The sequence below is a fragment of the Pseudomonas lurida genome, assembly GCF_002563895.1.
GTDB classification, from domain to species: Bacteria; Pseudomonadota; Gammaproteobacteria; order Pseudomonadales; family Pseudomonadaceae; genus Aquipseudomonas; species Aquipseudomonas lurida.
Map to the genome: position 1 here is coordinate 2,565,168 of NZ_PDJB01000001.1, position 23,868 is coordinate 2,589,035.

At 61.8% G+C, this 23,868-nt stretch carries 21 protein-coding genes; 12 read left to right on the forward strand and 9 right to left on the reverse strand.

Translation table 11 applies throughout. From position 1 onward, the window contains the following. Positions 1-135: 135 nt before the first annotated feature. The gene (gene macA, locus ATH90_RS11565; RefSeq protein ID WP_098466306.1) at positions 136-1,287 is read left to right on the forward strand and encodes a macrolide transporter subunit MacA; all 1,152 of its coding nucleotides are present in this window, start codon (positions 136-138) and stop codon (positions 1,285-1,287) included. Positions 1,288-1,290: 3 nt separating this feature from the next. Then, complete coding sequence (locus ATH90_RS11570) at positions 1,291-3,249, forward strand: MacB family efflux pump subunit (RefSeq protein WP_034104338.1); 1,959 nt, start codon at positions 1,291-1,293, stop codon at positions 3,247-3,249. 70 nt (positions 3,250-3,319) lie between these two features. Here ATH90_RS11570 and ATH90_RS11575 read toward each other — a convergent pair whose 3' ends face one another. Both ATH90_RS11575 and ATH90_RS11580 read right to left on the reverse strand, forming a co-directional pair. Beyond that, positions 3,320-3,991 carry a response regulator transcription factor gene (locus tag ATH90_RS11575; RefSeq protein ID WP_174555855.1) on the reverse strand — a complete coding sequence of 224 codons (672 nt, stop codon included), beginning with the start codon at positions 3,989-3,991 and terminating at the stop codon, positions 3,320-3,322. A 158-nt stretch (positions 3,992-4,149) separates the two neighbouring features. Then, on the reverse strand, positions 4,150-5,385 hold the full coding sequence (locus tag ATH90_RS11580) for a methionine gamma-lyase (protein WP_098466307.1): 1,236 nt from the start codon (positions 5,383-5,385) through the stop codon (positions 4,150-4,152). Between the two features lie 123 nt (positions 5,386-5,508). On the opposite strand from ATH90_RS11580, the gene ATH90_RS11585 reads away from it, so the two are divergent. After that, complete coding sequence (locus ATH90_RS11585) at positions 5,509-5,979, forward strand: Lrp/AsnC family transcriptional regulator (RefSeq protein ID WP_098466308.1); 471 nt, start codon at positions 5,509-5,511, stop codon at positions 5,977-5,979. 97 nt (positions 5,980-6,076) lie between these two features. After that, positions 6,077-6,514, forward strand: coding sequence for a carboxymuconolactone decarboxylase family protein (locus ATH90_RS11590; RefSeq protein WP_034104347.1), 438 nt, complete (start codon positions 6,077-6,079; stop codon positions 6,512-6,514). Between the two features lie 4 nt (positions 6,515-6,518). Here ATH90_RS11590 and ATH90_RS11595 read toward each other — a convergent pair whose 3' ends face one another. Then, the gene (locus ATH90_RS11595) at positions 6,519-7,289 is read right to left on the reverse strand and encodes an AraC family transcriptional regulator (protein ID WP_098466309.1); all 771 of its coding nucleotides are present in this window, start codon (positions 7,287-7,289) and stop codon (positions 6,519-6,521) included. A 101-nt stretch (positions 7,290-7,390) separates the two neighbouring features. Between ATH90_RS11595 and ATH90_RS11600 the strand changes: the two genes are divergently transcribed. Further along, positions 7,391-8,521, forward strand: coding sequence for an MFS transporter (locus tag ATH90_RS11600; RefSeq protein ID WP_098466310.1), 1,131 nt, complete (start codon positions 7,391-7,393; stop codon positions 8,519-8,521). On the opposite strand, the gene ATH90_RS11605 is transcribed toward ATH90_RS11600, so the two are convergent. Together ATH90_RS11605 and ATH90_RS11610 are read right to left on the reverse strand one after the other, a co-directional pair. Then, positions 8,511-10,673 (reverse strand): TonB-dependent siderophore receptor, encoded by a 2,163-nt coding sequence (locus ATH90_RS11605; protein ID WP_098466311.1) that lies wholly within the window; start codon positions 10,671-10,673, stop codon positions 8,511-8,513. The two genes, ATH90_RS11600 and ATH90_RS11605, sit on opposite strands and share 11 nt — an antisense overlap. A gap of 182 nt (positions 10,674-10,855) precedes the next feature. Further along, on the reverse strand, positions 10,856-11,752 hold the full coding sequence (locus ATH90_RS11610) for a helix-turn-helix domain-containing protein (protein ID WP_098466312.1): 897 nt from the start codon (positions 11,750-11,752) through the stop codon (positions 10,856-10,858). A gap of 139 nt (positions 11,753-11,891) precedes the next feature. Between ATH90_RS11610 and ATH90_RS11615 the strand changes: the two genes are divergently transcribed. Genes ATH90_RS11615 through ATH90_RS11625 form a run of 3 tightly spaced genes read left to right on the forward strand, consistent with a single transcriptional unit; the run spans position 11,892 to position 15,651 of the window. Continuing rightward, positions 11,892-13,250: a glutamine synthetase family protein gene (locus ATH90_RS11615; RefSeq protein WP_098466313.1), complete on the forward strand. Its 1,359-nt coding sequence runs from the start codon at positions 11,892-11,894 to the stop codon at positions 13,248-13,250. 23 nt (positions 13,251-13,273) lie between these two features. Beyond that, the gene (locus ATH90_RS11620) at positions 13,274-14,362 is read left to right on the forward strand and encodes a polyamine ABC transporter substrate-binding protein (protein ID WP_098466314.1); all 1,089 of its coding nucleotides are present in this window, start codon (positions 13,274-13,276) and stop codon (positions 14,360-14,362) included. Beyond that, complete coding sequence (locus ATH90_RS11625; RefSeq protein WP_098466315.1) at positions 14,359-15,651, forward strand: NAD(P)/FAD-dependent oxidoreductase; 1,293 nt, start codon at positions 14,359-14,361, stop codon at positions 15,649-15,651. The genes ATH90_RS11620 and ATH90_RS11625 overlap by 4 nt, the downstream gene beginning before the upstream one ends. A gap of 73 nt (positions 15,652-15,724) precedes the next feature. Here the strand turns inward: ATH90_RS11625 and ATH90_RS11630 are convergent, their stop codons facing one another. Continuing rightward, the gene (locus tag ATH90_RS11630; protein ID WP_034104360.1) at positions 15,725-16,618 is read right to left on the reverse strand and encodes a LysR substrate-binding domain-containing protein; all 894 of its coding nucleotides are present in this window, start codon (positions 16,616-16,618) and stop codon (positions 15,725-15,727) included. Positions 16,619-16,731: 113 nt separating this feature from the next. Here ATH90_RS11630 and ATH90_RS11635 point away from each other — a divergent pair, with 113 nt between their 5' ends. Genes ATH90_RS11635 through ATH90_RS11645 form a run of 3 tightly spaced genes read left to right on the forward strand, consistent with a single transcriptional unit; the run spans position 16,732 to position 18,997 of the window. Further along, a complete protein-coding gene (locus ATH90_RS11635; protein ID WP_098466316.1) occupies positions 16,732-17,736 on the forward strand; it encodes an aldo/keto reductase in 1,005 nt (334 codons plus the stop codon). Positions 17,737-17,753: 17 nt separating this feature from the next. Continuing rightward, positions 17,754-18,551 (forward strand): SDR family NAD(P)-dependent oxidoreductase, encoded by a 798-nt coding sequence (locus ATH90_RS11640; RefSeq protein ID WP_098466317.1) that lies wholly within the window; start codon positions 17,754-17,756, stop codon positions 18,549-18,551. 29 nt (positions 18,552-18,580) lie between these two features. Continuing rightward, complete coding sequence (locus ATH90_RS11645; protein ID WP_034104367.1) at positions 18,581-18,997, forward strand: SRPBCC family protein; 417 nt, start codon at positions 18,581-18,583, stop codon at positions 18,995-18,997. Between the two features lie 137 nt (positions 18,998-19,134). Here the strand turns inward: ATH90_RS11645 and ATH90_RS11650 are convergent, their stop codons facing one another. Together ATH90_RS11650 and ATH90_RS11655 are read right to left on the reverse strand one after the other, a co-directional pair. Next, a complete protein-coding gene (locus ATH90_RS11650) occupies positions 19,135-20,529 on the reverse strand; it encodes a sensor histidine kinase (RefSeq protein ID WP_034104370.1) in 1,395 nt (464 codons plus the stop codon). Next, on the reverse strand, positions 20,507-21,190 hold the full coding sequence (locus ATH90_RS11655) for a response regulator transcription factor (RefSeq protein ID WP_034104372.1): 684 nt from the start codon (positions 21,188-21,190) through the stop codon (positions 20,507-20,509). Before ATH90_RS11655 ends, ATH90_RS11650 begins: the two co-directional genes overlap by 23 nt. 410 nt (positions 21,191-21,600) lie before the next feature. On the opposite strand from ATH90_RS11655, the gene ATH90_RS11660 reads away from it, so the two are divergent. After that, positions 21,601-22,506: a hypothetical protein gene (locus ATH90_RS11660; RefSeq protein WP_098466318.1), complete on the forward strand. Its 906-nt coding sequence runs from the start codon at positions 21,601-21,603 to the stop codon at positions 22,504-22,506. A gap of 187 nt (positions 22,507-22,693) precedes the next feature. Here ATH90_RS11660 and ATH90_RS11665 read toward each other — a convergent pair whose 3' ends face one another. Then, positions 22,694-23,602 carry a MurR/RpiR family transcriptional regulator gene (locus ATH90_RS11665; protein ID WP_034104389.1) on the reverse strand — a complete coding sequence of 303 codons (909 nt, stop codon included), beginning with the start codon at positions 23,600-23,602 and terminating at the stop codon, positions 22,694-22,696. Between the last annotated feature and the right edge of the window lie 266 nt (positions 23,603-23,868).

Sequence of the window (23,868 nt, forward strand, 5' to 3'; positions counted from 1 at the left end):
TGAGGTGTCTGCATCGCAGGCAAACCAGCGCCCACGCACCAACCCGCTTTGGCGCCACACCACTCCCGCCGTAAGGGCCGAACCATAAGCGGCCGTTACCTAAATAACGGATATGGACACGATCAAAGGTCACCCATGGAAAAGTCACGATTACGCAAACTAGGAATGCTCGCATCACTGGCCGTCGCCATAGGCCTGATCATCTACACGGTCCAAGCCCCCGCCGACGCGCCGCAATACCTCACCGCCACCACCGAACGCGGTGACATCGAAAACGCCGTCCTGGCCACCGGCTTGCTCGAAGGCATCAAGCAAGTCGACGTCGGCGCCCAAGTCTCCGGGCAATTGAAGTCCCTCAAGGTCAAGGTCGGCGACAAGGTCAAGAAAGGCCAATGGCTCGCCGAGATCGACCCATTGATCCTGCAAAATACCCTGCGCAAAGCCCAGGTAGACGAAGAAAACCTGCAGGCCCAGCGCCGCGCCACAGCGGCCCAGCTCAAACAAGCCAAGTCAGTGTATGAGCGCTACAAAGGCCTGCAGGATGACGAATCAGTGTCGCGCCAGGATTTCGAAGACGCCGAGTCCACCTTCCAGGTGCAACAGGCCAACCTGTTGTCCCTGGACGCGCAGATCAAGAGCGCACATATCCAGATCGACACTGCCAAGGTCAACCTGGCTTATACCCGCATCGTCGCGCCCATCGACGGCGATGTGGTGGGCATCGTCACCCAGGAAGGCCAGACCGTGATCGCCAACCAGCTGGCGCCGGTGCTGCTCAAGCTGGCGGACCTGGACACCATGACGGTCAAGGCGCAGGTCTCCGAGGCGGATGTGATTCATATCAGCCCCGGCCAGCAGGTGTACTTCACCATCCTCGGCGAGGCGGACAAACGCTACTACGCCAAGCTGCGCGGCACCGAACCGGCGCCGCAGAACTTCCTGGAAACCCAGACCGCCGGCACGCCGAAGCAGAACACCGCGGTGTTCTACAACGCGCTGTTCGATGTGCCCAACCCCGACCACCGCCTGCGCATCGCCATGACCGCCCAGGTGCGTATCGTGCTCGACACTGCGCAGGCAACGCTGATGGTGCCGGTGGCGGCGCTCGGTGCACGCAACAACGATGGCAGCTACCCGCTGCGCGTGCTGGATGCCAAGGGCAAGGCGGTCTTGCGGGATGTGAAGACCGGCATCAATAACAACGTCAAGGTGCAGATCCTCGACGGCCTGGCCGAAGGTGAAAAAGTGATCATCGGCGATGCCACGCCGGCCGTGGCGGGGAACTGACGGATGACCCAGCCACTGTTGGAACTCAAGGGCATCACCCGAAGCTTCATGGCCGGCGAGCGTGAATTCATCGCGCTCAAGGGCATCGACTTGACGATTCATGCCGGGGAAATGGTGGCAATCATCGGTGCCTCGGGGTCCGGGAAATCCACCCTGATGAACATCCTTGGCGGCCTGGATTACGCCACGGCCGGCAGCTACAAGATCAATGGCATCGAAACCCGCTCGTTGGGCGACGAACAGCTGGCCGAACTGCGCCGTGACTACTTTGGCTTTATCTTCCAGCGCTACCACTTGCTGGCGCACCTGAGCGCCTTGCACAACGTGGAAATGCCGGCGATCTATGCCGGTACACCGGAAACCACCCGCCACAGTCGCGCGCGGGACCTGCTTGCGCGCCTGGGCCTGGCAGGCCACACCACCCATCGTCCCAGCCAGCTCTCGGGTGGGCAGCAGCAACGGGTGAGTATCGCCCGTGCGTTGATGAACGGCGGCGAAGTGATCCTGGCCGACGAACCCACCGGCGCCCTCGACACCCACAGCGGCAAGGAGGTGATGCGCATCCTTGCCGAGCTGCACGCCGCTGGGCATACGGTCATTATCGTCACGCACGACCCCAAGGTCGCGGCGAATGCCCAGCGCATTGTCGAAGTGAGTGATGGCGAGATTGTCAGCGACAAGGCCAATGCCAGTGTTGGCCTGGAGCTGCCCAGCGAAACCCCGATAGAACCCAAGCGCAGCGGCGCCCGGCGCTTGGTGGCGAGCCTGGGGTTGTTCAAGGAGGCGTTCAACATGGCCTGGGTCGCACTGGTGTCCCACCGCATGCGCACCTTGCTGACCATGCTCGGCATCGTTATCGGTATCACCTCGGTGGTATCGATCTCGGCCATCGGTGAAGGCGCCAAGCGCTATGTGCTCAAGGACATCCAGGCGATTGGCAGCAACACCATCGATATCTTTTCCGGCACCAGTTTTGGTGACAGCCGTGCCTCGGCGATCGAGACGTTGATGCCGTCGGATGTGGACGCGTTGAACCAACTGTATTACGTCGACAGCGCCACGCCGGTGGTGGGCCGCAACCTGTTGCTGCGCTTTGGCAATATCGACCTGGATGCTCAGGTCAACGGAGTGAGCGACCGCTATTTCAAGGTCAAGGGCCTCAAGCTCGAAGCCGGGATCGCCTTCAGCGAAAGCGACGCGCGGCGCCAGGCCCAGGTGGTGGTGATCGACCACAATACCCGCCATCGTTTGTTCGGGCCCAATGTCGACCCGCTGGGCCAGGTGATCCTGGTGGGCAATTTGCCCTGCACGGTGATCGGGGTGACGGCCGACAATAAAAACATGTTCGCCGCCAGCAAGGCGCTGAACGTGTGGGTGCCGTACGAGACGGCGGCGGGGCGCTTGCTCGGGCAGCGCCACCTGGACAGCATCACCGTGCGCATCAAGGACGGCCAGCCGAGCAAAGTGGTGGAGGACAACGTGAATAAACTCATGCTGCAGCGCCATGGCACCAAGGACTTCTTTACCAACAACCTCGACAGCATCATGCAGACCGTGCAGAAAACCAGTCGCTCGCTGGCGCTGCTGCTGTCGTTGATCGCAGTGATTTCGCTGCTGGTAGGCGGCATCGGTGTGATGAATATCATGTTGGTGTCGGTCACCGAGCGTACCCGTGAGATCGGTATTCGCATGGCGGTGGGCGCTCGCCAGTCGGACATTCGCCAGCAGTTCCTGGTGGAGGCGGTGATGGTGTGCCTGATCGGCGGGCTGATCGGGATCTCGCTGTCCTACGCCCTGGGCTTTCTGTTTTCGTTGTTCGTGAAGGAATGGGAGATGGTGTTTTCCCTGGGCTCGATCATCACGGCGTTCGCGTGTTCGACGCTGATTGGCATTGTGTTCGGCTTTGTGCCGGCGCGCAATGCGGCGCGGCTTGATCCAATCGAGGCACTGGCGCGCGACTGATCCTGCAGGACCGATGGAGATCACACTGTGGGCGCTGGCAAGCCAGCGCCCACATCAGGTCTGCGCTGCCTTACAGTCCCGTGGTGTCCTCGGTGGCATACATCCACCGCAGCAAGGAATGCCGTCCACTGATCCCCAGCTTGATCGCCGCACGCTTGAGGTAGCTCTCGATGGTGTTGACCTTCAACGCCAACTGCTCTGCCAACTCCGGTGCGGTACGCCCGGCCAGCAAGCCCACGCACACCTCAAGTTCACGGTTGGACAGGGTCAGCCCCGACTGCACCAACCGTTCTTCAATGCGCCGGCGCAGGGTTTCGATGCCCTGGTTCTCCGGTGTCATCGGCGCGCTGTCCTGGCGACAAGGCTGGATCGCGGCGATGTGCTTTTCGACCATGGGCAGCAGCAAGGTCGAGAAGTCCTGCAGCATGCTGCGTTCCTGTGGCGAGAAACTGTCGGACTGGTGTGAGCGATACACCGACAGTACGTAGCGCACGTCGTCCCTGCGGCGGGTAAGGTGCAATTGTGCGGCGGGTTGTGCTTCGCCCAGGGTCGCGACCGAATCGGTATAGACCGGGCTGATCTTGCGCCGGGTCTGCCCGTCGGCACTCACTTGCAATTGCGTGATATGGGTGGCGTCCACTGCCAGTTGGGTCAGGATGAGGTCATGCAGCATGCGTGGGAAATGGCGACTGCCGGTGCTGGCGATGACCTTGCCTATATGTGGGAACAGGTGTGAGTTCATCAGTTCGTCCATGAATTTCAGATGCAGGTATTCGGCGTTATAGCGGCGGGGATTAAGGTGCTAGCCAATGCGAATAACCTGCCGTGATAGTCCTTCCCGCCGCAACCTATGCTAGTACAGCCTGGCGGCGGGAAGGGGATCCAATCTGAAAAAACCGATTAAAAACTCACAAGCTTGGACGGGCGCTGCACCGCGCGCGTGCACTGGGCCAGTGCCTGTTGGACGTCCGCCAGCAGGTCGGCAACGTCCTCCAGCCCCACCGACAAACGCACCAGGCCCTCGCTGATCCCGTGCCGCGCGCGCTCCTCGGGGGTGTACGTGGAGTGGGTCATGCTCGCCGGGTGCTGGGCCAGTGACTCGGCATCCCCCAGGCTGACCGCACGCGTGAACAGCTTGAGTGCGTTCATGAAGCGCCGGCCGGTTTCGATCCCTCCCTTGAGTTCGAAGGCAATCATGCCGCCCGGCATTTTCATCTGCCGTGTCGCCAGTTCGTATTGCGGGAAAGAGCGCAGCCCAGGGTAAGTCACCCGCTCGACTGCCGGGTGCGCCTGCAAGGCTTCGGCCACGGCCTGCGCGTTGCTGCAATGGCGGTCCATGCGCAGGGCCAGGGTCTTAAGGCCGCGCATTAACAGTGAGGCGTCCTGTGGCGACATCACGGCGCCAGTCAGGTCCTTGAGGCCTTGCAGGCGGATACGCTGGGCCAGGGCCTGGTTGCTCACGGCGATGCCCGCGGTGATGTCACCGTGGCCGCTGAGGTACTTGGTGGCCGAATGCACTACCACATCGGCGCCGAGGTCGAGGGGGCGTTGCAGGTACGGGGTGCAGTAGGTGTTGTCGACCACCACGGTGACGTTGGGCTGCTGGTGGGCGATGGCCGCCACGGCGGCGATATCCACCAGTTGCAGGTTGGGATTGGCCGGGGTTTCGCAATAGATCATGCGGGTGGCGGGACAGAGCGCCGCTCGCAGGGCTGCCAGGTCCGTGAGGTCGACGTGGCGTACCTTGATACCGAATTCGCCGATGCCATGGTGCAGCAGGGCAAAGGTGCAGCCATACAGGGTCTGGCTGACAATCACCTCATCCCCGGGGCGCAGCAGGGTCCAGAACGTTGCGGCAATCGCCCCCATGCCGGAGCTGAATGCCACCGCCGCCTCACCGTTTTCCAGGGTCGCCATGCGCGATTCGAGCAGCGCCAAGGTCGGGTTGGAGATGCGCGTATAGAAGTGTCCGCTGGCTTCGCCGGCAAAACACGCCGCGCCGTATTCGGCGGTGGGGAAGGCGAAGGTGGCGGACAGGTAGATCGGCGGAACGAGCGCGCCGTGATGGTCCTTGGGGTCATAGCCGTGGTGGATGGCGCGGGTGGAAAAGCCGAATGCTTGGTGTTTATTGTTCATGTCGGGCGCTCCTTATTTCCTACAATGCTATGCTCATAACCAGAGATGAACCTTGCAATATTTGCCGTAAATTCCCGCGTATGGGGATGAAAACCCGCTAAAAACAACAATCAGAGGCAAGCCATGCCCATCATCCTGGATCGTACCGACAAAGCCCTTTTAAACGCGTTGCAAGCCAATGCCCGTCTGACGGTGGCCGAACTGGCCGATCGCGTCTCCCTGACCACCTCACCGTGCTGGCGTCGGGTGCGCAACCTCGAAGAGAGCGGCGTCATCAGCGGTTACCAGGCGATCCTCTCGCCCAAGGCCCTGGGGTATGGGGTGACCGCGTTTGTCAGCATCATGATGGAGAGCCACACCCAGGACATTGCCCGGGCCTTCGAACAGCGCCTGCTGGAGATACCGGAAGTGGTGGCGTGCCATAACGTCTCGGGGCGCTATGACTTTTTGCTGGAAGTGGTGGCGAAGGACCTGGAATCGTTTGGCGAGTTTGCGCGCGAGGTGCTGCAGACGCTGCCTTGCGTCAAGGAGATCTATTCGAGTTTTTCCTACAAGTCAGTGCGGCCATTGCGTGTGATTCCCTTGCCCGGTTGACACATTGGCTACCTGATCTTCCCCAGAATTGGATATTCCTCGCACCGCGTCGGGTGACTAATCTAGCCACCAATCCCCACCGTTCTGGAGCTTCATCATGCACACCCGTACCGATTTCTACACCGCCTCCCCAGACGCCATGAAAGCCATGCTCGCCCTCGAAGCCGCGGTCGGCAAACTGTCTATCGAACTGCCGCTGCTGGAGTTGGTGCGCCTGCGCGTTTCGCAGATCAACGGCTGCGCTTTCTGCCTCGACATGCATACCGCCGATGCACGCAAGGGGGGCGAGACCGAGCGCCGCTTGTACACCGTGTCGGCCTGGCGTGAAACGCCGTTTTTCACCCCGCGTGAGCGCGCCGCCCTGGCGTGGGCCGAAAGCCTGACCCTGCTCAGCCAGACCCACGCTCCAGATGAGGACTTCAACGCACTGGCGGCCGAGTTCAGCCCTCAGGAGCAGGTTGACCTCAGCGTGGCAATCGCCACCATCAACAGCTGGAACCGCCTCGCCGTGGGTTTCCGCAAGATGCCTAAATAAGGACTCAGCCTGCTTTGAAATAGCCCCGCGGCGTGGTGCCGGTCATGCCCTTGAAGAAGGCGATCAACGCGCTGTCGCTGGCAAACCCCAGTTCAAAGGCGCAGTACCCGAGGTTGCGCCCAGTGGCGAGCAGCTCGATGACACGCATCAACCGCCACTGCTGGCGCCATTGCTGATACCCAAGGCCGGTTTCCCGCAGGAAGATCCGGCCGATGGTCTTGGCACTGGCGCCGATCTGCTTTTCCAGGTCCTGCAGCGTGGGCGGCAATCGATCCAGGTTGGCCAGCAATGGCGCCAAGCGCTTGTCCCGTGGCAAGGGCAGGAGCATCGGTTGCTCGGCCGCACCCTGTATTTCTTCCAGGCACAATGCCAGCAACTGCGCGTATCGGCCGGTGTGCCAATCGGTCTCGAAGGGCGCCATGGCCATCGGTTCCAGCACCGCCCGCAGTAAAACGCTCACTTCGATCACCCGCACCTGGTTCGGCAATTGGGCTGCGACGGCCGGGCTAAGGTACACCGAGCGATAATCGACGGCCTTGCTCATCACCGCGCGGTGATGCACGCCGCACGGTATCCACGCCGCGCGGGTCGGCGGCAACAGGCACAGTTGATTGTCCAGGGTAATGCGGGTGCAGCCCTGCTGGGTAAACAACAGTTGACCGCGGCGGTGGTGGTGCAGGCCGGAGTCGTGGTCGCCGAGCAGGGCGGCGATGCCAATGACGGGCGCCTGGTAGCTGTCCGGGTCGAACGATGCGTCGGCGGCGAGCCAAGCCATGGATTTGTCCGATTTCATGGGTAAGTTGTCGAAGTTTGGATAATACCCCAGGCCGTGCTGCTTAGAATCCTTGCGCTTGTCTTCCCGTGAAGGTCTTGTGCATGACATCGAAAAACTTGCTGGTGCTGGCCGTGGCGTTGCTGATGTTCCCGCAACTGGCCCAAACCCTCTATAGCCCGGCCCTGGGCGATATCGGCCAGGCCTTCGCGGTCGGGCCTGAACGCGCCGGGCAAACCCTGTCGGTGTACTTCCTGGCGTTTGCGCTGGGCGTGGTGGTATGGGGCCGGTTGTGTGATCGCTGGGGCCGACGCCCGGTGATGTTGGCCGGGCTGGGGTTGTATGTTGCTGCCACGCTGCTGGCCTTGAGTGTGAGCACGTTCAACAGCTTGCTGCTGGCCCAGGCCATTGCGGCCTTCGGTGCGGCGGTCGGTTCGGTCGCTACGCAGACGCTGTTGCGCGACCGCTTCCACGGCGCACAGTTGGGCCAGGTGTTTTCCGTGATGGGCATTGCCCTGGCTGCCAGCCCGGCACTTGGCCTGTTCAGTGGCGCGACCCTGGTGCAGTACGCCGGCTATCGCGGCATGCTCGTGGGCCTGCTGGTGATGGCTGCGGTATTGTGGGCCGCCTGCGTGTGGGCGTTGCCCGAGACGCGGCCGGCGTGCTTGCCGACATCACCCCTGGGGCAAACCGTGGGCCTGATGCTCAGGGACGCCGAGGTCTGGCGCTCCGTCGGCCTGGTGGCGGCGTTCAATATTGCGCTGTTTGGCTACTACAGCGTGGGGCCGTTTATCTTCACGCGGCTGGGGTTGTCTGCTGCCGAATTCGGCTACAGCGGTGTGCTGCTGGCGCTTGGGTCGGGGCTTGGGGCATGGCTGAACAAGGCCTTGCTCAAGCGTGGCATGAATGGCGAGCAGTTGGTGCTGGCCGCTGCCGGGGTGGCGCTGTTGGGCGGTCTTTCAGTGCTGCTGCTGCAGGACAGCTGGTTGTTCGTATGGCCGATGCTGCTGGTGGTGCTGGCGTTCGGCATGGCGATCCCCAACGTGCTGGGGGCGGCGCTGGTGGCTTATCAAGATCGCCTGGGCACCGCCGCAGCGGTATTTGGCTTGCTCTACTATCTGGTGATTGGCGCCGGGCTGACCCTGGTCGCCTGGGCGCAGGACCTTGGCTGGAGCCTTTTGACTTGCGGCCTGGCGGCGCTGTGGCTGGCAGCGCCGCGGGTGTTCAGAAGTTGACCGAAGCACTCAGGCGCGCCGTCAGCGGCGCGCCCTGGAACAGGTAGTCATCGCCCATGTACTCGCCCGCGTCGCGCCAGTAGCGCTTGTCGAACAGGTTGTCGACGCTCAGGCGAAAGACCGTTTCATAGCCGTCGACCTGGGTGGTGTAGCGGCTGCCCACATTCACCACCGCGTAATCCCCCACTTCCACATTGCCGGTGCGGTTGGCGTACTTCTTGGCGCTGTATTGCACGCCGCCCAGCACTGCCAGGCCGTTGACCCAGGGCAGGGCATAGTCGGCGTAGACACTGGCGCGCAGTGTGGGCACGTTGATCGCCTGGTGACCCTCGTAGTCAGGCGTGCCGCTGCCGGTGACCCGCGCGCGAATCGCCGCCACGCTGGTTGCGATTTGCAGGCGCTCGGTGGCCCAGCCGTTGGCCGACAATTCCAGTCCGGTGTTCTTTTGCTCGCCCTGTTGCACATAGGTGAAGCCTGCGCCATCGGGCTTGGCGTACTGGTAGGCCTGGCGGGTCTGGAACACCGCGGCGGCAAAGCTGATACGGCGCCAGTCGTATTTTACGCCGGCTTCGATTTGCCGTGAGGTGGTGGGCGCCAGGGTCTCATCCGCGTTGCTCGCGAACCACGGCGCAGTGCCGCCCAGGGACACGCCTTTGCTGTAGCTGGTGTAGAGCGAGATGGTCTCGACGGGTTGATAGATCAACGATGCCTGCGGCAGGAACACGTATTGCTGGGTGTGGCGTACCTGACTCCCCGTACCGCTGTCGAACGCTTTTTCATCCAGGCGCACTTCGCGCCCGCCGAGGATGGTTTGCCATTGCTCGTTGAAGCGGATGCGGTCCGTGACGAACAGGCCGTATTGGCGGCTGTCGAGGTTTCGGTGACTGTCGTTCAGTGGTTTGTCGGTGGGGGTGAAGCTTGGTACATCTTCATCGATATTGGCGGTGCCGATGAACTCGTTCACCGATTTGCGCTTGTCGATCACGCGGCGCAAGGCACTGGTGCCGAAGGTCAATTCATGGCCGATGCCGCCGGTGTCGAACAACCCGGTCATGGCCGCCTGCACTTCGTCATCGCGGCGGGTATCGTCGGGGCTGCGGTAGTCGTAGACGTCGTAATTGCCTTCAGGGCTGAAGTAATTCGGCACGCTCGATGAACTGCAACTGGCCGACCCATAGCATCCCCATGCAAACGAACTGTAGTCATCAATCACCACCTTGCTGCGCGCCGCGCTCACGCTGCCTTTCCACTGGTCGCTGAAACGGTATTCGAACTTGCCGTTGAGGTTCAGCGAATCAATGCCCACCTGCCTCGAACCGGTCTGGTGCCCCAGCAGCTTTTTCGGCGACGCACCGTGTGGCACTTCAGTGCCGCCCAGCAACTGGTAGCCGGGCACCGAGCGTTGCTGCTTGTCCTGGTACTCGGCATCCAGTTGCAAGACGGCGTTGGGGCTGATGTTCCAGTCAAAGGCCAGGGACACGAAATCACGCTGCCCATTGGCGTGCTCCACGTAGGAGTTGAGGTCTTCATGGGCCACGTTGGCGCGCAGGCCGAACTGTTGCTCACTGCCAAACCAGCCGCCGACGTCGGTGGCGATATAACCGCTGCCGCGATCGTCGGTGGAGACGGTCACCGAGCGCACATCTTCCGGGCGCTTGGTGACGTAGTTGATCACGCCGCTCGGCTCGGAGATCCCGCTCTGCAGGCCCGCCAGGCCCTTGAGCACTTCCACCTGCTGCTTGTTTTCCAGCGCGACATTTTGCTCGCCAGTGATGGTGCGCCCATTGATCTTGTAGCTGCTCGCGGCATTCAGCGAAAAACCGCGCACCACGAAGTTTTCGTAGTAGCCGATAGGGGCATAGCTGTCGCCCACCGAGGCGTCGTTGCGCAGCACTTCACTGAGCAGGCGCGCCTGCTGGTCCTTGATCAGGGTGGCGTTGATCACGGTGATCGAGGCCGGGGTGTCCAGCAGCGGCGCGTCATCGAAACCGCCCACCGAGGCGGTTTCACTGCGGTAGCCGGACTCATCCTGGCCCTGGACCTTGACCGCCGGCAGTTCGATTTCAGCCGCCAGGCTGCTGCCGATGCCACCGCTGAGCAGCAGGCCGAGGGCGAAACGTGAGGTGACGACGGGACGAAAACGCAAAACCATGGGGGCAGGGCCTTAAAGCGCAGGGCGGGGGGCGCATAAGCTAGGCATATGCGTGCACTTTTACAAGTTTTCGAGAATGATTCGCGGCTTGGGGGGTGCGTAGGAGCCGGCGTGCTGGCAATGAGGCCCTTGAGTCGTACAGTGAAATCGAGGGCCTGCCAGCGTCTAGGGGGGAGTGTGGGTCAGGGCTGGCGCTTGAGGGTTTCGCTCGGCAGTTCCTTGAACAGGGCACGATAGCTATGGGAAAACCGTCCCAGGTGCCAGAACGACCAATTCATCGCCACCTCGGCGACGGTGCAATCCGGTGAGCCCAACAACTCCCGTCGTGCGCCGTTCAACCGGCGCAACCGCAACCACTGCGCCGGGCTCATGCCGGTGTAGGTCTTGAACCCCTGTTGCAACTGACGCAGCGGTACGCCGGCGATCCGCGCCAGTTCCAGCAGGTTGACGGTCTCGTCCGGCGCATCCGCCGCCCATTCGCCAATGCGCGCCATCAGCCGGCGTTCTTCGCTGCGCCGCTGCAAGGAGTGGCGGTCCAGGCACACGCAGGCGTTGTCGAGGATGAACAGGCAATCGTCAAGCAGTTGCTGGGTGAGGGCGTCACGGCTGGCAGGGTCGATCTCGGCGGACAAGCGCGTGAGGGTGCCACTCAACCAACGGCTGAACAGCGCATTCTGCTGGCACGTCAGCGGCGCCATGAACAAGCCTTCGAGTTTTGTCACGTCCAGCCCGTGGCGCTGCACGAACTGCGGCCCGAACACCACCGCCACTTCACGGTAGTTTTCCGGCGTGATCCAGGTGTTGCGGCTTTCGCCATTGAGCATGTACAGCGCGTTGTCGCTGCCGTCGAAACAGAACGCCAGCGAGCCTGGCGGGGCATTGAAATGCTGCTCTACGCGGGTGTTCATGCACTCCTCGTACACCTCCACGCCTTGCAGGTCGAGGTAGCGGATCTGCCCGGCAAAATGCCCAGGAGACATCTGCTGGTATTGCTGCACCCAGCCGGGTGTTGCACTGCATTGGGCGGCCACATCACCGGTGGTGAAGGCCTGTACGCGCAAAGCTGTAGCCTGTGTCATGGTTGACCTGGGCGCACTCTATTGGTGCGTTGCGGTGGGTGCAAAGTGGATAGATGCCGCCGTGCGGCCGCATCAAGATAGACCTCAATGCGCGAGGAGTACAAGCCGGCGCATGCACCCAACCCATGACGAGGTCCTTATGAACGCCCCCTTCGATCAGCTGTCCGCCTGGCTGAAAGAACACAAGATTACCGAAGTCGAATGCGTGATCAGTGATTTGACTGGCATCGCACGCGGCAAGATTGCGCCCACCAACAAGTTCCTGCATGAGCGAGGCATGCGCCTGCCGGAAAGTGTGTTGCTGCAAACGGTAACCGGGGACTTCGTCGACGACGATATCTACTACGACCTGCTCGACCCGGCTGACATCGACATGATCTGCCGCCCGGTGTCCAACGCCACCTATGTGGTGCCGTGGGCCATCGAGCCTACCGCGATCGTCATCCACGACACCTTCGACAAACAGGGCAACCCCATCGAACTGTCGCCGCGCAACGTGCTGAAGAAAGTCCTGCAACTCTACACCGACAAGGGTTGGCAACCGATCGTCGCGCCGGAAATGGAGTTCTACCTGACCCAGCGCTGCGAAGACCCGGACCTGCCGCTGAAAACCCCGATTGGCCGCTCCGGCCGCGCCGAGACCGGTCGCCAGTCGTTTTCCATCGACGCCGCCAACGAATTCGACCCACTGTTCGAAGACGTCTACGACTGGTGCGAAGCACAAGGCCTGGACCTCGACACGCTGATCCACGAAGACGGCCCGGCGCAGATGGAAATCAACTTTCGCCACGGCGACGCGCTCGACCTGGCCGACCAGATCACCGTGTTCAAGCGCACCCTGCGCGAGGCCGCGCTCAAGCACAACGTGGCTGCCACCTTCATGGCCAAGCCGGTCGCCGACGAGCCGGGCAGTGCGATGCACCTGCACCAGAGCGTGGTGGATATCGCCACCGGCAAACCGGTGTTCGTCGATGCGCAGGGCAACAAGAGCCCGCTGTTCCTGAACCATATCGGTGGCCTGCAGAAGTACATCCCCAAGCTGCTGCCGATGTTTGCGCCCAACGTGAACTCGTTCCGCCGCTTCCTGCCGGACACTTCGGCCCCGGTGAACGTCGAGTGGGGCGAAGAAAACCGCACCGTCGGCCTGCGGGTGCCCACTTCCAGCCCCGAGGCGATGCGCGTGGAAAACCGCTTGCCTGGCGCCGATGCCAATCCATACCTGGCCATTGCCGCTAGTCTGTTGTGTGGCTACCTGGGCATGGTCGAGCAGATCGAACCGAGTGCGCCGGTCGAAGGGCGTGCCTACGAGCGTCGCAACCTGCGCCTGCCGTTCACCCTCGAAGATGCGCTGGCACGCATGGAGGACTGCGACACGGTCAAGCAGTACCTGGGCGACAAATTCGTGCGCGGCTACGTCGCGGTCAAACGCGCCGAGCACGAGAACTTCAAGCGGGTGATCAGTTCCTGGGAGCGTGAGTTCCTGCTGTTGAGCGTCTAAAAAACCAATAAAGGGGTGTCGATATGCATCTTGTGAAAAAGCTTCTCCCGCTGGCCCTGGTCGCCGTGTTCAGCAGTGCCAGCCAGGCGGCACCGACGGTCAGCATCTACAACTGGACCGACTACATCGGTGAAACCACCCTGGCCGACTTCCAGGCCAAGACCGGGATCAAGCCGATCTACGACGTGTTCGACTCCAACGAAACCCTGGAGGGCAAGTTGCTCGCCGGGCGCACCGGCTACGACGTGGTGGTGCCGTCCAACCACTTCCTGGCGCGCCAAGTAAAGGCCGGTGCGTTCCTGAAGCTTGACCGCGCGCAGTTGCCCAACTTCAAGAACCTCGACCCCAAGCTGCTCGCGCTGCTGGAAAAAAACGACCCGGGTAACGCGCACTCGGTGCCGTACCTGTGGGGCACCAATGGCATCGGCTACAACGTCGACAAGGTCAAGCAGGTGCTTGGCATCGACCATATCGACTCATGGGCGGTGCTGTTCGAACCCGAGAACATCAAGAAGCTCAACCAGTGCGGCGTGGCCTTCCTCGATTCGGCGGATGAGCTGTTCCCGGCGATCCTCAACTACATGGGCAAGGACCCGCGCAGCGAGAATCCCGAAGACTACAAACAGGCCGAGGCCAAGCTCCTGACGCTGCGCCCGTACATCACCTACTTCCATTCCTCCAAGTACATCTCGGACCTGGCCAACGGTGATATCTGCGTGGCCTTCGGTTATTCCGGCGACGTGTTCCAGGCGGCCAATCGCGCCAAGGAAGCCAAGAACGGCGTGAACATCGCCTACTCGATTCCCAAGGAAGGCTCGAACCTGTGGTTCGACCTGCTGGCGATTCCTGCCGACGCGAGCAACCCGAAGCAAGCCCACGCCTTTATCAACTTCCTGCTCGACCCTGAAGTGATCGCCAAGGTCAGCGCCTCGGTGGGTTATGCCAACGCCAACCCGGCGGCCAAGGCCTTCATGGACCCGGAGCTGGTGAACAACCCCGAGGTCTACCCACCGCAGGCGGTGCTCGACAAACTCTATATTTCCACCACGCCGACCCCGGCAACCATGCGCCTGATGACTCGCGCCTGGAGCAAAGTGAAGACCAATAAATGATTCAGTCGACTGACCACGCCCGGTCCTACTACCGGGCCACGGCCAACGCCCTGGTCGAGCGCCTGGCACTGGGCGCCGACCTGACCGCCGACGTGTGTGTGATCGGTGGCGGGTTCACCGGCGTCAATACCGCCATCGAATTGGCCCAGCGCGGGCTTTCGGTGATCCTGCTGGAGGCCCGGCGCATCGGCTGGGGTGCCAGCGGCCGCAATGGCGGTCAGCTGATTCGTGGCATCGGCCATGACGTGTCGGGGTTCGCCAACTACGTGGGCGAGGAGGGCGTGCGCTACCTGGAACGCGCCGGCATCGAGTCGGTGGCGCTGGTGGGCGAGCGCATTCGCGAGCACTCCATCGACTGCGACCTGCGCTGGGGCTTTTGCGAGCTGGCCAACACGCCGGCACAGTTCGCAGCGTTCAAGGACGAGCAGGCGCACCTGGCGCAACTGGGGTATGCCCATGAAACCCGTCTGGTCGGCCCTGAGGACATGCAACAGGTGGTGGGCTCCTCGGTGTATGCCGGTGGCCTGGTGGACATGGGCTCAGGGCATTTGCACCCGTTGAACCTGGTGCTGGGTGAAGCGCGGCTGGCCGAGTCCCTCGGGGTGCGGATTTTCGAACACACCGAAGTGCTGGAACTGCTCCACGGCGACACCGTACAGGTACGCTGCGCAGGTGGCACGGTGCGTGCGGCCAGCCTGGTGCTGGCCTGCAATGCGCACCTGGAGGACCTGGAGCCGCGCTTGAGCGGCAAGGTACTTCCGGCCGGCAGCTACATCATCGCCACCGAGCCATTATCGGAGGATGTGGCCAAGCGGTTGATCCCGCAGAACCTGGCACTGTGCGACCAGAAGGTCGGGCTGGATTACTACCGGTTGTCTGCTGACCGACGCCTGCTGTTCGGCGGTGCCTGCCATTACTCCGGACGCGACCCGGCAGACATCGCCGCCTATATGCAGCCGAAAATGCTCAAGGTGTTCCCGGAGTTGGCCACGACCGCCATCGAGTTCCAGTGGGGCGGCAGGATCGGCATCACCGCCAACCGCTTTCCTCAGGTGGGTCGCTTGAAGCAGTACCCGAATGTGTTCTACGCCCAGGGCTATTCCGGGCATGGGCTGAACGTGACGCACTGGTGCGCGAGGCTGCTGGCCGAGGGTATTCACGCCGGTCACAGCGCCGGGCTGGATATTTTCAGCCAAGTGCCGCACATGACGTTTCCCGGTGGCAAGGTGCTGCGTTCGCCGCTGCTGGCGTTGGGGATGCTGTGGTATCGCCTGCGGGAATTGATCTAGCTGATTCACCCCACTCTGGCTGTGTGGGCCTATGTGGGAGCCGGGCTTGCCTGCGCCCACCTTTGGGTCTCCATCAACGCCCTGGTTCGGTGAGTACCTTGCGAAAGGTTTCCACCAGCGGCCGCAGGTTGACCCGGTGCCACGCCGCCCAGAGCGGGGTGGTGTAGTTCAACCACGGCAGTTCACGCAGCACCACGCCGGGCGGGGCATTGCGGCTCAGGCCTTTTTGCACCATGGCTACGCCCAATCCCGAGGCGACCAGCCCCAGTGCGGTAAATGGCTCGCTGGCTTCCATCGGGATCTGCGGGGTGAAACCGGCGCGGATGCAGGCGGCGACAAAGTCGTCGGCGGGGTTGGCGCCGGGTTTACGCTGCACGCCGATCCATTCCTGGTCGGCCAGCTGTTCTGGCGACAGTTCGCGTTGCCTGGCCAATGGATGATGCTCTGGCAAGGCCAGCAACATCGGGTCATCCAGCACTTGCCGTGCGATCAGGTCGGGGTCATCGGCGGCGGGCGGTTCACCGACCAGGGCAATGTCGAGGCTGCGTTGGCGCAGGCCTTCGAGTTGATCAAGGGACGGCAGGTTATACAGCTTGATATGCACGGTGGGGCGGTCGTCCCTCAAGACGCGCAAGGCGTTGGGCAGAACGCCGGCGTGCATGGCGTTTTCGATATAGCCGATGCACAGGCCGCCTTCTTCGCCGCGACCCAGGCGCTTGCCGAGGGATTCGAGGCGATTGGCGTGGGTCAGCAGCGCCTTGGTTTCAGCCAGGAAGGTCTGGCCGTCACGGGTGAGGCGGATGCGTTGCTGGCTGCGCTCGAACAGCGTCAGCCCCAGGCGTTCTTCAAGCTGCGCAATCTGTCGGCTCAGCGGAGATTGAGAAATGTGCAAGCGCTCGGCGGCGCGACCGACGTGTTCTTCTTCAGCGACCACTTCGAAGTAGCGCAGTTGGCGGAGATCAATCATGTAAGACCTGCAGGGACTCAAGTTGGTCGCAGTATGTCTTGGACGGTCCGATCTGTGCAATCTAGGATCTGCTCAACGGTCACAGCGACCCAGAACCGATTGAGGATCCCTGCATGAGCTTGAAAGACAAACTGCCCGGCGTACTGGGCTTTGGCACCGCGCCCCTGGGCAACATGTTCCGCGCCATTCCCGAAGACGAAGCCCTGGCCACCGTCGAGGCCGCCTGGAACGGCGGTGTGCGTTACTTCGACACCGCGCCGTTCTACGGTTCGGGCCTGTCGGAAATTCGCCTGGGCCACGCGCTGTCGCAGTACAACCGCGATGACTTCGTGCTCAGCACCAAGGTCGGCCGGGTGATTCTCGACGAAGTCGAAGCAAGCCCCCGCGACCTTGGCGAAAAAAGCGGCGTGTTCGAACACGGTCGCCCGAACAAAATGGTCAACGACTACAGCGCCGATGCGACGATGCGCTCCATTGAAGACAGCCTGACCCGTTTGAAAACCGACCGCCTCGACATCGTGTGGATCCATGACATCGCCCAGGACTTCTACGGCGACTCGTGGCTGGAGTACTTCAACCAGGCGCGCACCGGTGCGTTCAAAGTCCTGACCCGCTTGCGTGAAGAGGGCGTGATCAAGGCGTGGGGCCTGGGTGTCAACCGCGTCGAGCCCTGCGAGCTGACCCTGGACCTGGCCGAAGCACAGCCCGACGGCTTTTTGCTGGCCGGCCGCTACACTCTGCTGGACCATGATCGCGCCCTGCAGCGCCTCATGGACACGGCCCTGGCGCAGAACGTCGAGATCGTCGTCGGTGGCCCCTACAGCTCCGGCATCCTGGCGGGTGGCGCGCACTTCGAATACCAGCCCGCCAGCCCGGCGATCATCAGCAAGGTCGAGCAGATCAAGGCAATTGCCCAAACGTTTGGCGTGAGCGTGAAAGCGGCGGCGCTGCAATTCTCCCTGGCCCATCCGGCCGTGGCTGCGGTGATTCCAGGTGCCAGTCGCCCGGGGCGGATTGCCGAAGACGTTGCGGCGTTGTCGCAGAATATCCCGGCAGCCTTCTGGCAGGCCCTGCGCGATGCCCGATTGGTTTCGGACCGTGCACCACTGCCGCTTTAACTTCAGGAGTTCAACCGATGAAAATTGATGTGAGCGGTAAAGTCGCCATCGTCAGCGGTAGCACCGCTGGCATTGGCCTGGGCATCAGCCAGGCCCTCGCGGAATCCGGCGCCACCGTGGTGGTGATCGGTCGTGAAGCCGGCAAGGTGGATGACGCGCTGGCAAGCATTCGCCAGGCCGTCCCGGGCGCGGACCTGCGTGGTCTGGTGGCAGACCTCGGCACGGCCGAGGGTGCAGAAAAACTGTTCGCCGCCGAACCGCGCGCCGACATCCTGGTCAACAACCTGGGCATCTTCAATGATGTGGATTTCTTCGAGGCACCGGACAGCGAATGGACACGCTTCTATGAGGTCAATGTGATCTCCGGCGTGCGCTTGGCGCGCCATTACGTGCCGGGCATGGTCGGGCAGGGCTGGGGGCGGGTGATCTTCCTGTCGTCGGAGTCCGGCGTGGCGACGCCGGCGGACATGATCAATTACGGGGTGACCAAAAGTGCCAACCTGGCGGTGTCCCATGGCCTGGCCAAGCGACTCGCGGGTACCGGGGTGACGGTCAACGCTGTGCTGCCGGGCCCCACGTTTACCGACGGGCTTGAGCAGATGCTCAAGGACGCGACACACAAGTCCGGGCGCAGTGCGCGGGACGAGGCGGATGTGTTTGTGCGTAATGCACGGCCGACGTCGATCATCCAGCGGGCGGCGAATGTGGATGAAGTCGCCAACCTGGTGGCGTACATTGCTTCACCCCTGTCTTCTGCAACCACAGGTGCCGCGTTGCGTGTCGACGGTGGTGTTGTCGACAGCATGGCGATCTGAATCGTTGTTCATTTTCTGGAGTACTTATCGTGGCAACTGCGTCTTCTGTAATTGAAATCCCGGTATCAGCCGATCAGGTCTGGCAATTGGTCGGCGGCTTCAACAGCCTGCCGGACTGGCTACCGTTAATTGTCAAAAGCGAGCCAAGCGAAGGTGGCCGTGTGCGCCACCTGCAAACCGCAGATGGCGGTGTGGTGGTAGAGCGTTTGCAGAGCTTTGATAACGTGGGCCGTACTTACAGCTACACCATTGAGCAGTCGCCGTTTCCAGTGAGTGCGTACCTGGCGACGTTGCAGGTTGAAGCGTTGGGCGAGGCGTCGGCGAAAGTGACCTGGTCCGGTGTGTTCACACCGGCAGCGGGGACGACGGATGCGGCGGTGGAAGCGTTGTTTGCCGGTGTCTACAGCGGTGGGTTGGACGCGTTGCGGGGCAATTTCCCGGCCTGAGGCCATCTGCTGGGCAATACAGCTCAAATGGGTGAGCGGGCTTGCCCGCGAATGCGGTGGATCAGCCGATGGTTCGGTCACTGACACGCCGCTTTCGCGAGCAAGCCCGCTCCCACATTATTTGACCGGGGTGCTTTTCAGGCTTCGGGCATGAGCTGTTGGCGGCACTCCAGGGTCAGGCGCGCGCCCCCTTGCTCGCTGCTTCCCACCTCCAGCTTGAACCCGTGCAAGTTGATGATCGCCGCCACAATCGACAGGCCCAACCCGAAGCCGCCTTGCTGGTCGCTTTCATCCACGCGATAGAAGCGTTGGAACACCGCATCACGTTCCGCCGCCGGTATGCCCGGCCCGGAATCGTGAACTTCGATACGCGTGCTGCCGGCGTCATTGACCCCGCGCAGAATCACTTCGCCGCCCGGCGGGGAAAACTTGATCGAATTGCTCAGCAGGTTGGCCAGGGCTTCGAACAGCAGAGCGCGGTCGCCGGTGATCCAGGGCAGGGATTCCGGGGTTTCAAGCTTCAGTTGCAGCTCGCCTTCTTCTGCCAGCGGCAGGTAGAAGTCATGCAGCTCGCGCAACAGCGGCAACGGGTCCATCACCAGGAAGCCTGAGCGGCGCTGGTGGTCCTCCAGTTCGGAGATACGCAACAGCCCGCGAAAGCGCGCCATCAGGGTGTCGGTCTCGGCAATCGCGTCGTCCAGTTTCACCGCGTAGTCCGACTCTGCCTCAGCCTCCTGCTTGATGCGGTACAACTGCGCACGCAGGCGGGTCAGCGGGGTGCGCAGGTCGTGGGCGATGTTGTCGCACACGCCCTTGACCTCGTTCATCAACTTCTCGATGCGGTCGAGCATGGCGTTGACGATGGCGGCAAGCATGTCCAGTTCGTCACGCCGATTGGACAGTGGCAGGCGGTGCGTGAGGTCACCGGCGACGATGGCTTCGGCGCTGGCCTGGATCCCACGGATGCGTCGCAGCGGACGGCGGCGCAGCAAGTGCCAGCCGGCGGCGCCGGGAATGATCGTCAGCGACAGCGCCCACAGCAATGCATGCCAGATGATGCGGGTTACGCCAAACAACGAGCCGTTGGCGCGCACCAGCACCAGCCAGCGGCCGTCCTCGGTGTGGGTGGCCACGGCGTCGCAGCTGTCCTTGGGCAGCTTGGGGTCGTCGGAGTTGACGCAATTGACCAGGGCGTGGATCTTGCCGTCCAGGGGCAGGTCTGGCGGGATCGTGCGGATCGGTCCACTCAGCGGACGGAATTGCTCGTCGAACAGGCCGTAGGCGTCCACGCCCTTCATGTCGAAGGTCATGCTGGTGGTCAGGGCTTCCACCAGTTCTTCGCCATCGAAGCGCTGGAACAAGTGCTGGCGCTGCATCAGGGAATGGCGCGACAGATCGCCCAGGTAGCCCGACACCTCGTAATACAGCACCCCCATCAGGATGCAGCTCCAGGCCACGAACAACGAACTGTACAGCGCCAGCAACCGGCTGCTGGAGGAGCGCCAGCCCTTAGAGGGGTTCAGCAATGACATAACCGGAACCTCGTACCGTGCGGATCAGCGGCGTGAGGCCCGGGGGGTCGATCTTCTTGCGCAGGCGACCGATGTGCACGTCGATCAGGTTGGTACCCGGGTCGAAGTGATAGCCCCACACTTCTTCGAAAATCATCATCCGCGACAGGATCTGCCCGGTGTTGCGCATCAGGAATTCGAGCAATTTGTACTCGGTGGGCAACAGGCTCAGGGGCTGTTCGGCGCGACTGGCTTCGCGACTGATCAGGTTCAGCTCGAGGTCGGCCACGCGCAGCGAGGTTTCGAATTCCTTGACCGTGCTCTTGCGTCGCAGCAGCACTTCGACGCGGGCGGCCATTTCATCCGAGGCGAACGGCTTGGTGAGGTAATCATCACCGCCGGCGCGCAGGCCACGCACGCGTTCGTCGACGTCGGAGAGGGCGCTGATCATCAGGATCGGCGTCGATACACCGATGGTACGCAACGTCGTGACGATGGCCAGGCCGTCCAGCTCCGGCAGCATGCGGTCGAGGGTGATTAGATCGTAATCACCACTCACGGCGCGGACCAGGCCTTCGCGGCCGTTGTCTACCCAATCTACATCCAGTCCATGGCTACTCAGCTCGGCGACGATCTCGCGGGCCGTTACGGCGTCATCCTCGATGGTCAAAATACGGGTCATAGGATTACCTGGTGAGCGATTCACACTAGAAGTGCGGGTATTTTGCCAAGAAATGGCTGAACGCTTCCTAAATAAAACTTCATGTTGGCAAAACTGACACAGATTTCATCGGCACATCCCGCATCGTGTGGGCGCTGGCTTGCCTGCGATGGCGCAGTACCAAGCGATGAAGGTTCACGGACACATCGCTGTTTCAGGCCAGCCAGTTCCCACATTGGCAATGCCCCGCAGCAGATTGCATAACGCCCGTCTGATGCGGTCATTTCTTGCAATTTGCATGGCTCAGGTTAGTTCAATTTAATTAAGTTGCTGAAATATATAGGGTTTAAATTTTTTGCCGACTGGCATGGTGCCTGCACTGTCCCTTTTGAGACTTGTAACACCATTTTTCTGCCTGGAGCAAAACAACAATGATCACATCCTCATCCACGCTGCAAGAATCGAGCGCGCTCTCCGGGGTTTCCTGGGGCGCAATTTTCGCCGGGGCTGCCGCCGCGGCTGCGTTGTCACTGATCCTGGTACTGCTGGGCTTTGGCCTGGGCTTTTCGGCGGTATCGCCGTGGGCCGACAGTGGTATCAGTGCCAAGGGGCTTGGCATTTCCACGATTGTCTGGCTGGCGTTCACGCAGATCGTTGCGTCCGGATTGGGCGGTTATATCGCCGGCCGGTTGCGCGTCAAATGGGCCAACATGCACGGTGATGAAGTGTACTTCCGTGATACCGCCCATGGCTTCCTGGCCTGGGCCGTGGCCACATTGATCACCGCGGTGCTGGTGTTGGGTTCGGTCAGCAGTGTCGTCACCGGTGGTGTCAAGGCCGGTGTCAGCGTTGCGGCGGGCGCCGCCAGCGGTATGACGCAAGCTGCCGGCAGTGCAGCCAAGGGCGTCAATGGCGGTGACTTCGACTACTACGTCGACAGCCTGTTTCGTGATGATCGCCCGGTAGCCGTCAGTGATGACGCTGCCCATGGCGTGGTTGCACGTATCTTGACTCGCACCTTGAGCAATGACGGCCAACTTGCCCCTGAGGACCGTGCCTACCTGGCCCAGTTGATCAGCCAGCGCACCAACCTCAGCCAGGCCGACGCTGAAGCGCGTATCGACAAGGTCTATGGCGATGCCCGCAAAGCCGTTGAAGACGCCAAGCTGAAAGCCAAGCAAGCCGCTGACACCGCCGCCAAAGTCGCTGCGTATACCTCGCTGTGGACCTTTGTCGCGCTGTTGATCGGTGCGTTCTTCGCCAGCTTCGCCGCCACCTTCGGCGGTCGCCGTCGCGATGCCGTGGTGTATGTCGAAACCGAACACTTCGTACGTTAATTATTCAAGGAGAACATCATGCGCTCATTACTGCTTTGGTTCCTCGGTGTGCCTATTCCGGTGATCATTCTGATTGCGATTTTCATGCATTGATTGCAGGTCTCACTCGGTAAAAAAAATGTGGGAGCGGCGCAACGCCGCTCCCACATTTGGTTTTAGAAGACATCATTTCCACACTGATCTTCCGTCAGTCATCAAACCCCACCTGCTCATGAATCTCATCCACCTTCAACTCCAACCGATACGCCACGGCAATGAACAACGCCTGGCACAGGCACAACGTGGCGCTCAACGAACGGAAGGCAAACGACGACCCCTCGTTCACCAACAGCACCGCGTTCGCCCGTTTGGCCAGCGGCGACAGGTTGCTGTCGGTGATGATCAGCGTCTTGGCCTGGTGGTGCTGGGCAATGCGCAGGCAGTGCTGGGTCTCTTTGCCGTAGGGCGTAAAGCTGATCGCAATCACCAGGTCATTGGCGCGCACGCTGCGCATCTGCTCGCGGTAGCTGCCGCCCAGGCCCGAGATCAGGTGGATGCGCTTGTTGGTGTGCTGCAGGTTGTAGACCAGGTAATCGGCCACTGCAAAGGAGCGGCGCACGCCGACCACGTAGATATTGTCGGCATTGACCACCAGGTCCACGGCTTTCTCGAAGGCGGTGTCATCCAGCTCCAGCCCCAGGCGCTCGATGCCCGACAGCGTGGCATTCACGCATTCGCGCGCCAGGTCGCCGCCACTGGCTTTCTGCGACTTGTTGGCGATCATGCTGCGGATGCGCTGCTGGTAGTTCTGTACCGGCGTGGTCTTGTGGGTGTAGGCCTCGCGAAAGAGCGCCTGCATTTCACTGAAGCCACTGAAACCGAAGCGCTGGGAGAAGCGCACGATGGCCGACGGGTGCACTTCGCACTCGCGGGCGATGTCGCTGATGCGGTCGACCATGATCCGGTCGCTCTGCTGGCTCATGTAGCTGGCGATGCGCTTGAGTTGGCGCGGCAGGCTCTCGTATTCGTCGGTGATCAGCTGCAACAGGCGCTCGGCATTGATCGGAGGGCTGGCGATAGAGTCTTCCAGGGTGGTCTCGGGATCGGTGCGGGACATGGGCAATCCTTCTGGCGTTTTTGTCTGTTGCGCTGATGGGTGGCGCAAGTCTACAGGGTAGGCGCAAAAAAATACCTCGGCATCACGGCCGGCGTGGCCTGCTGAAACGATGCACTGTGGTTGCGACGCCCTTGCACGAGCTTAATGGAAAAAATATTCCAATGAAAAAATATCTGGAATAAATATTGATTGGTGTCGCCGGACGTTCTAGTCTGCTCCCACCAAGAGCGTTTGCCGTCGCCACGGCGGCACGACGCAGGCTGATA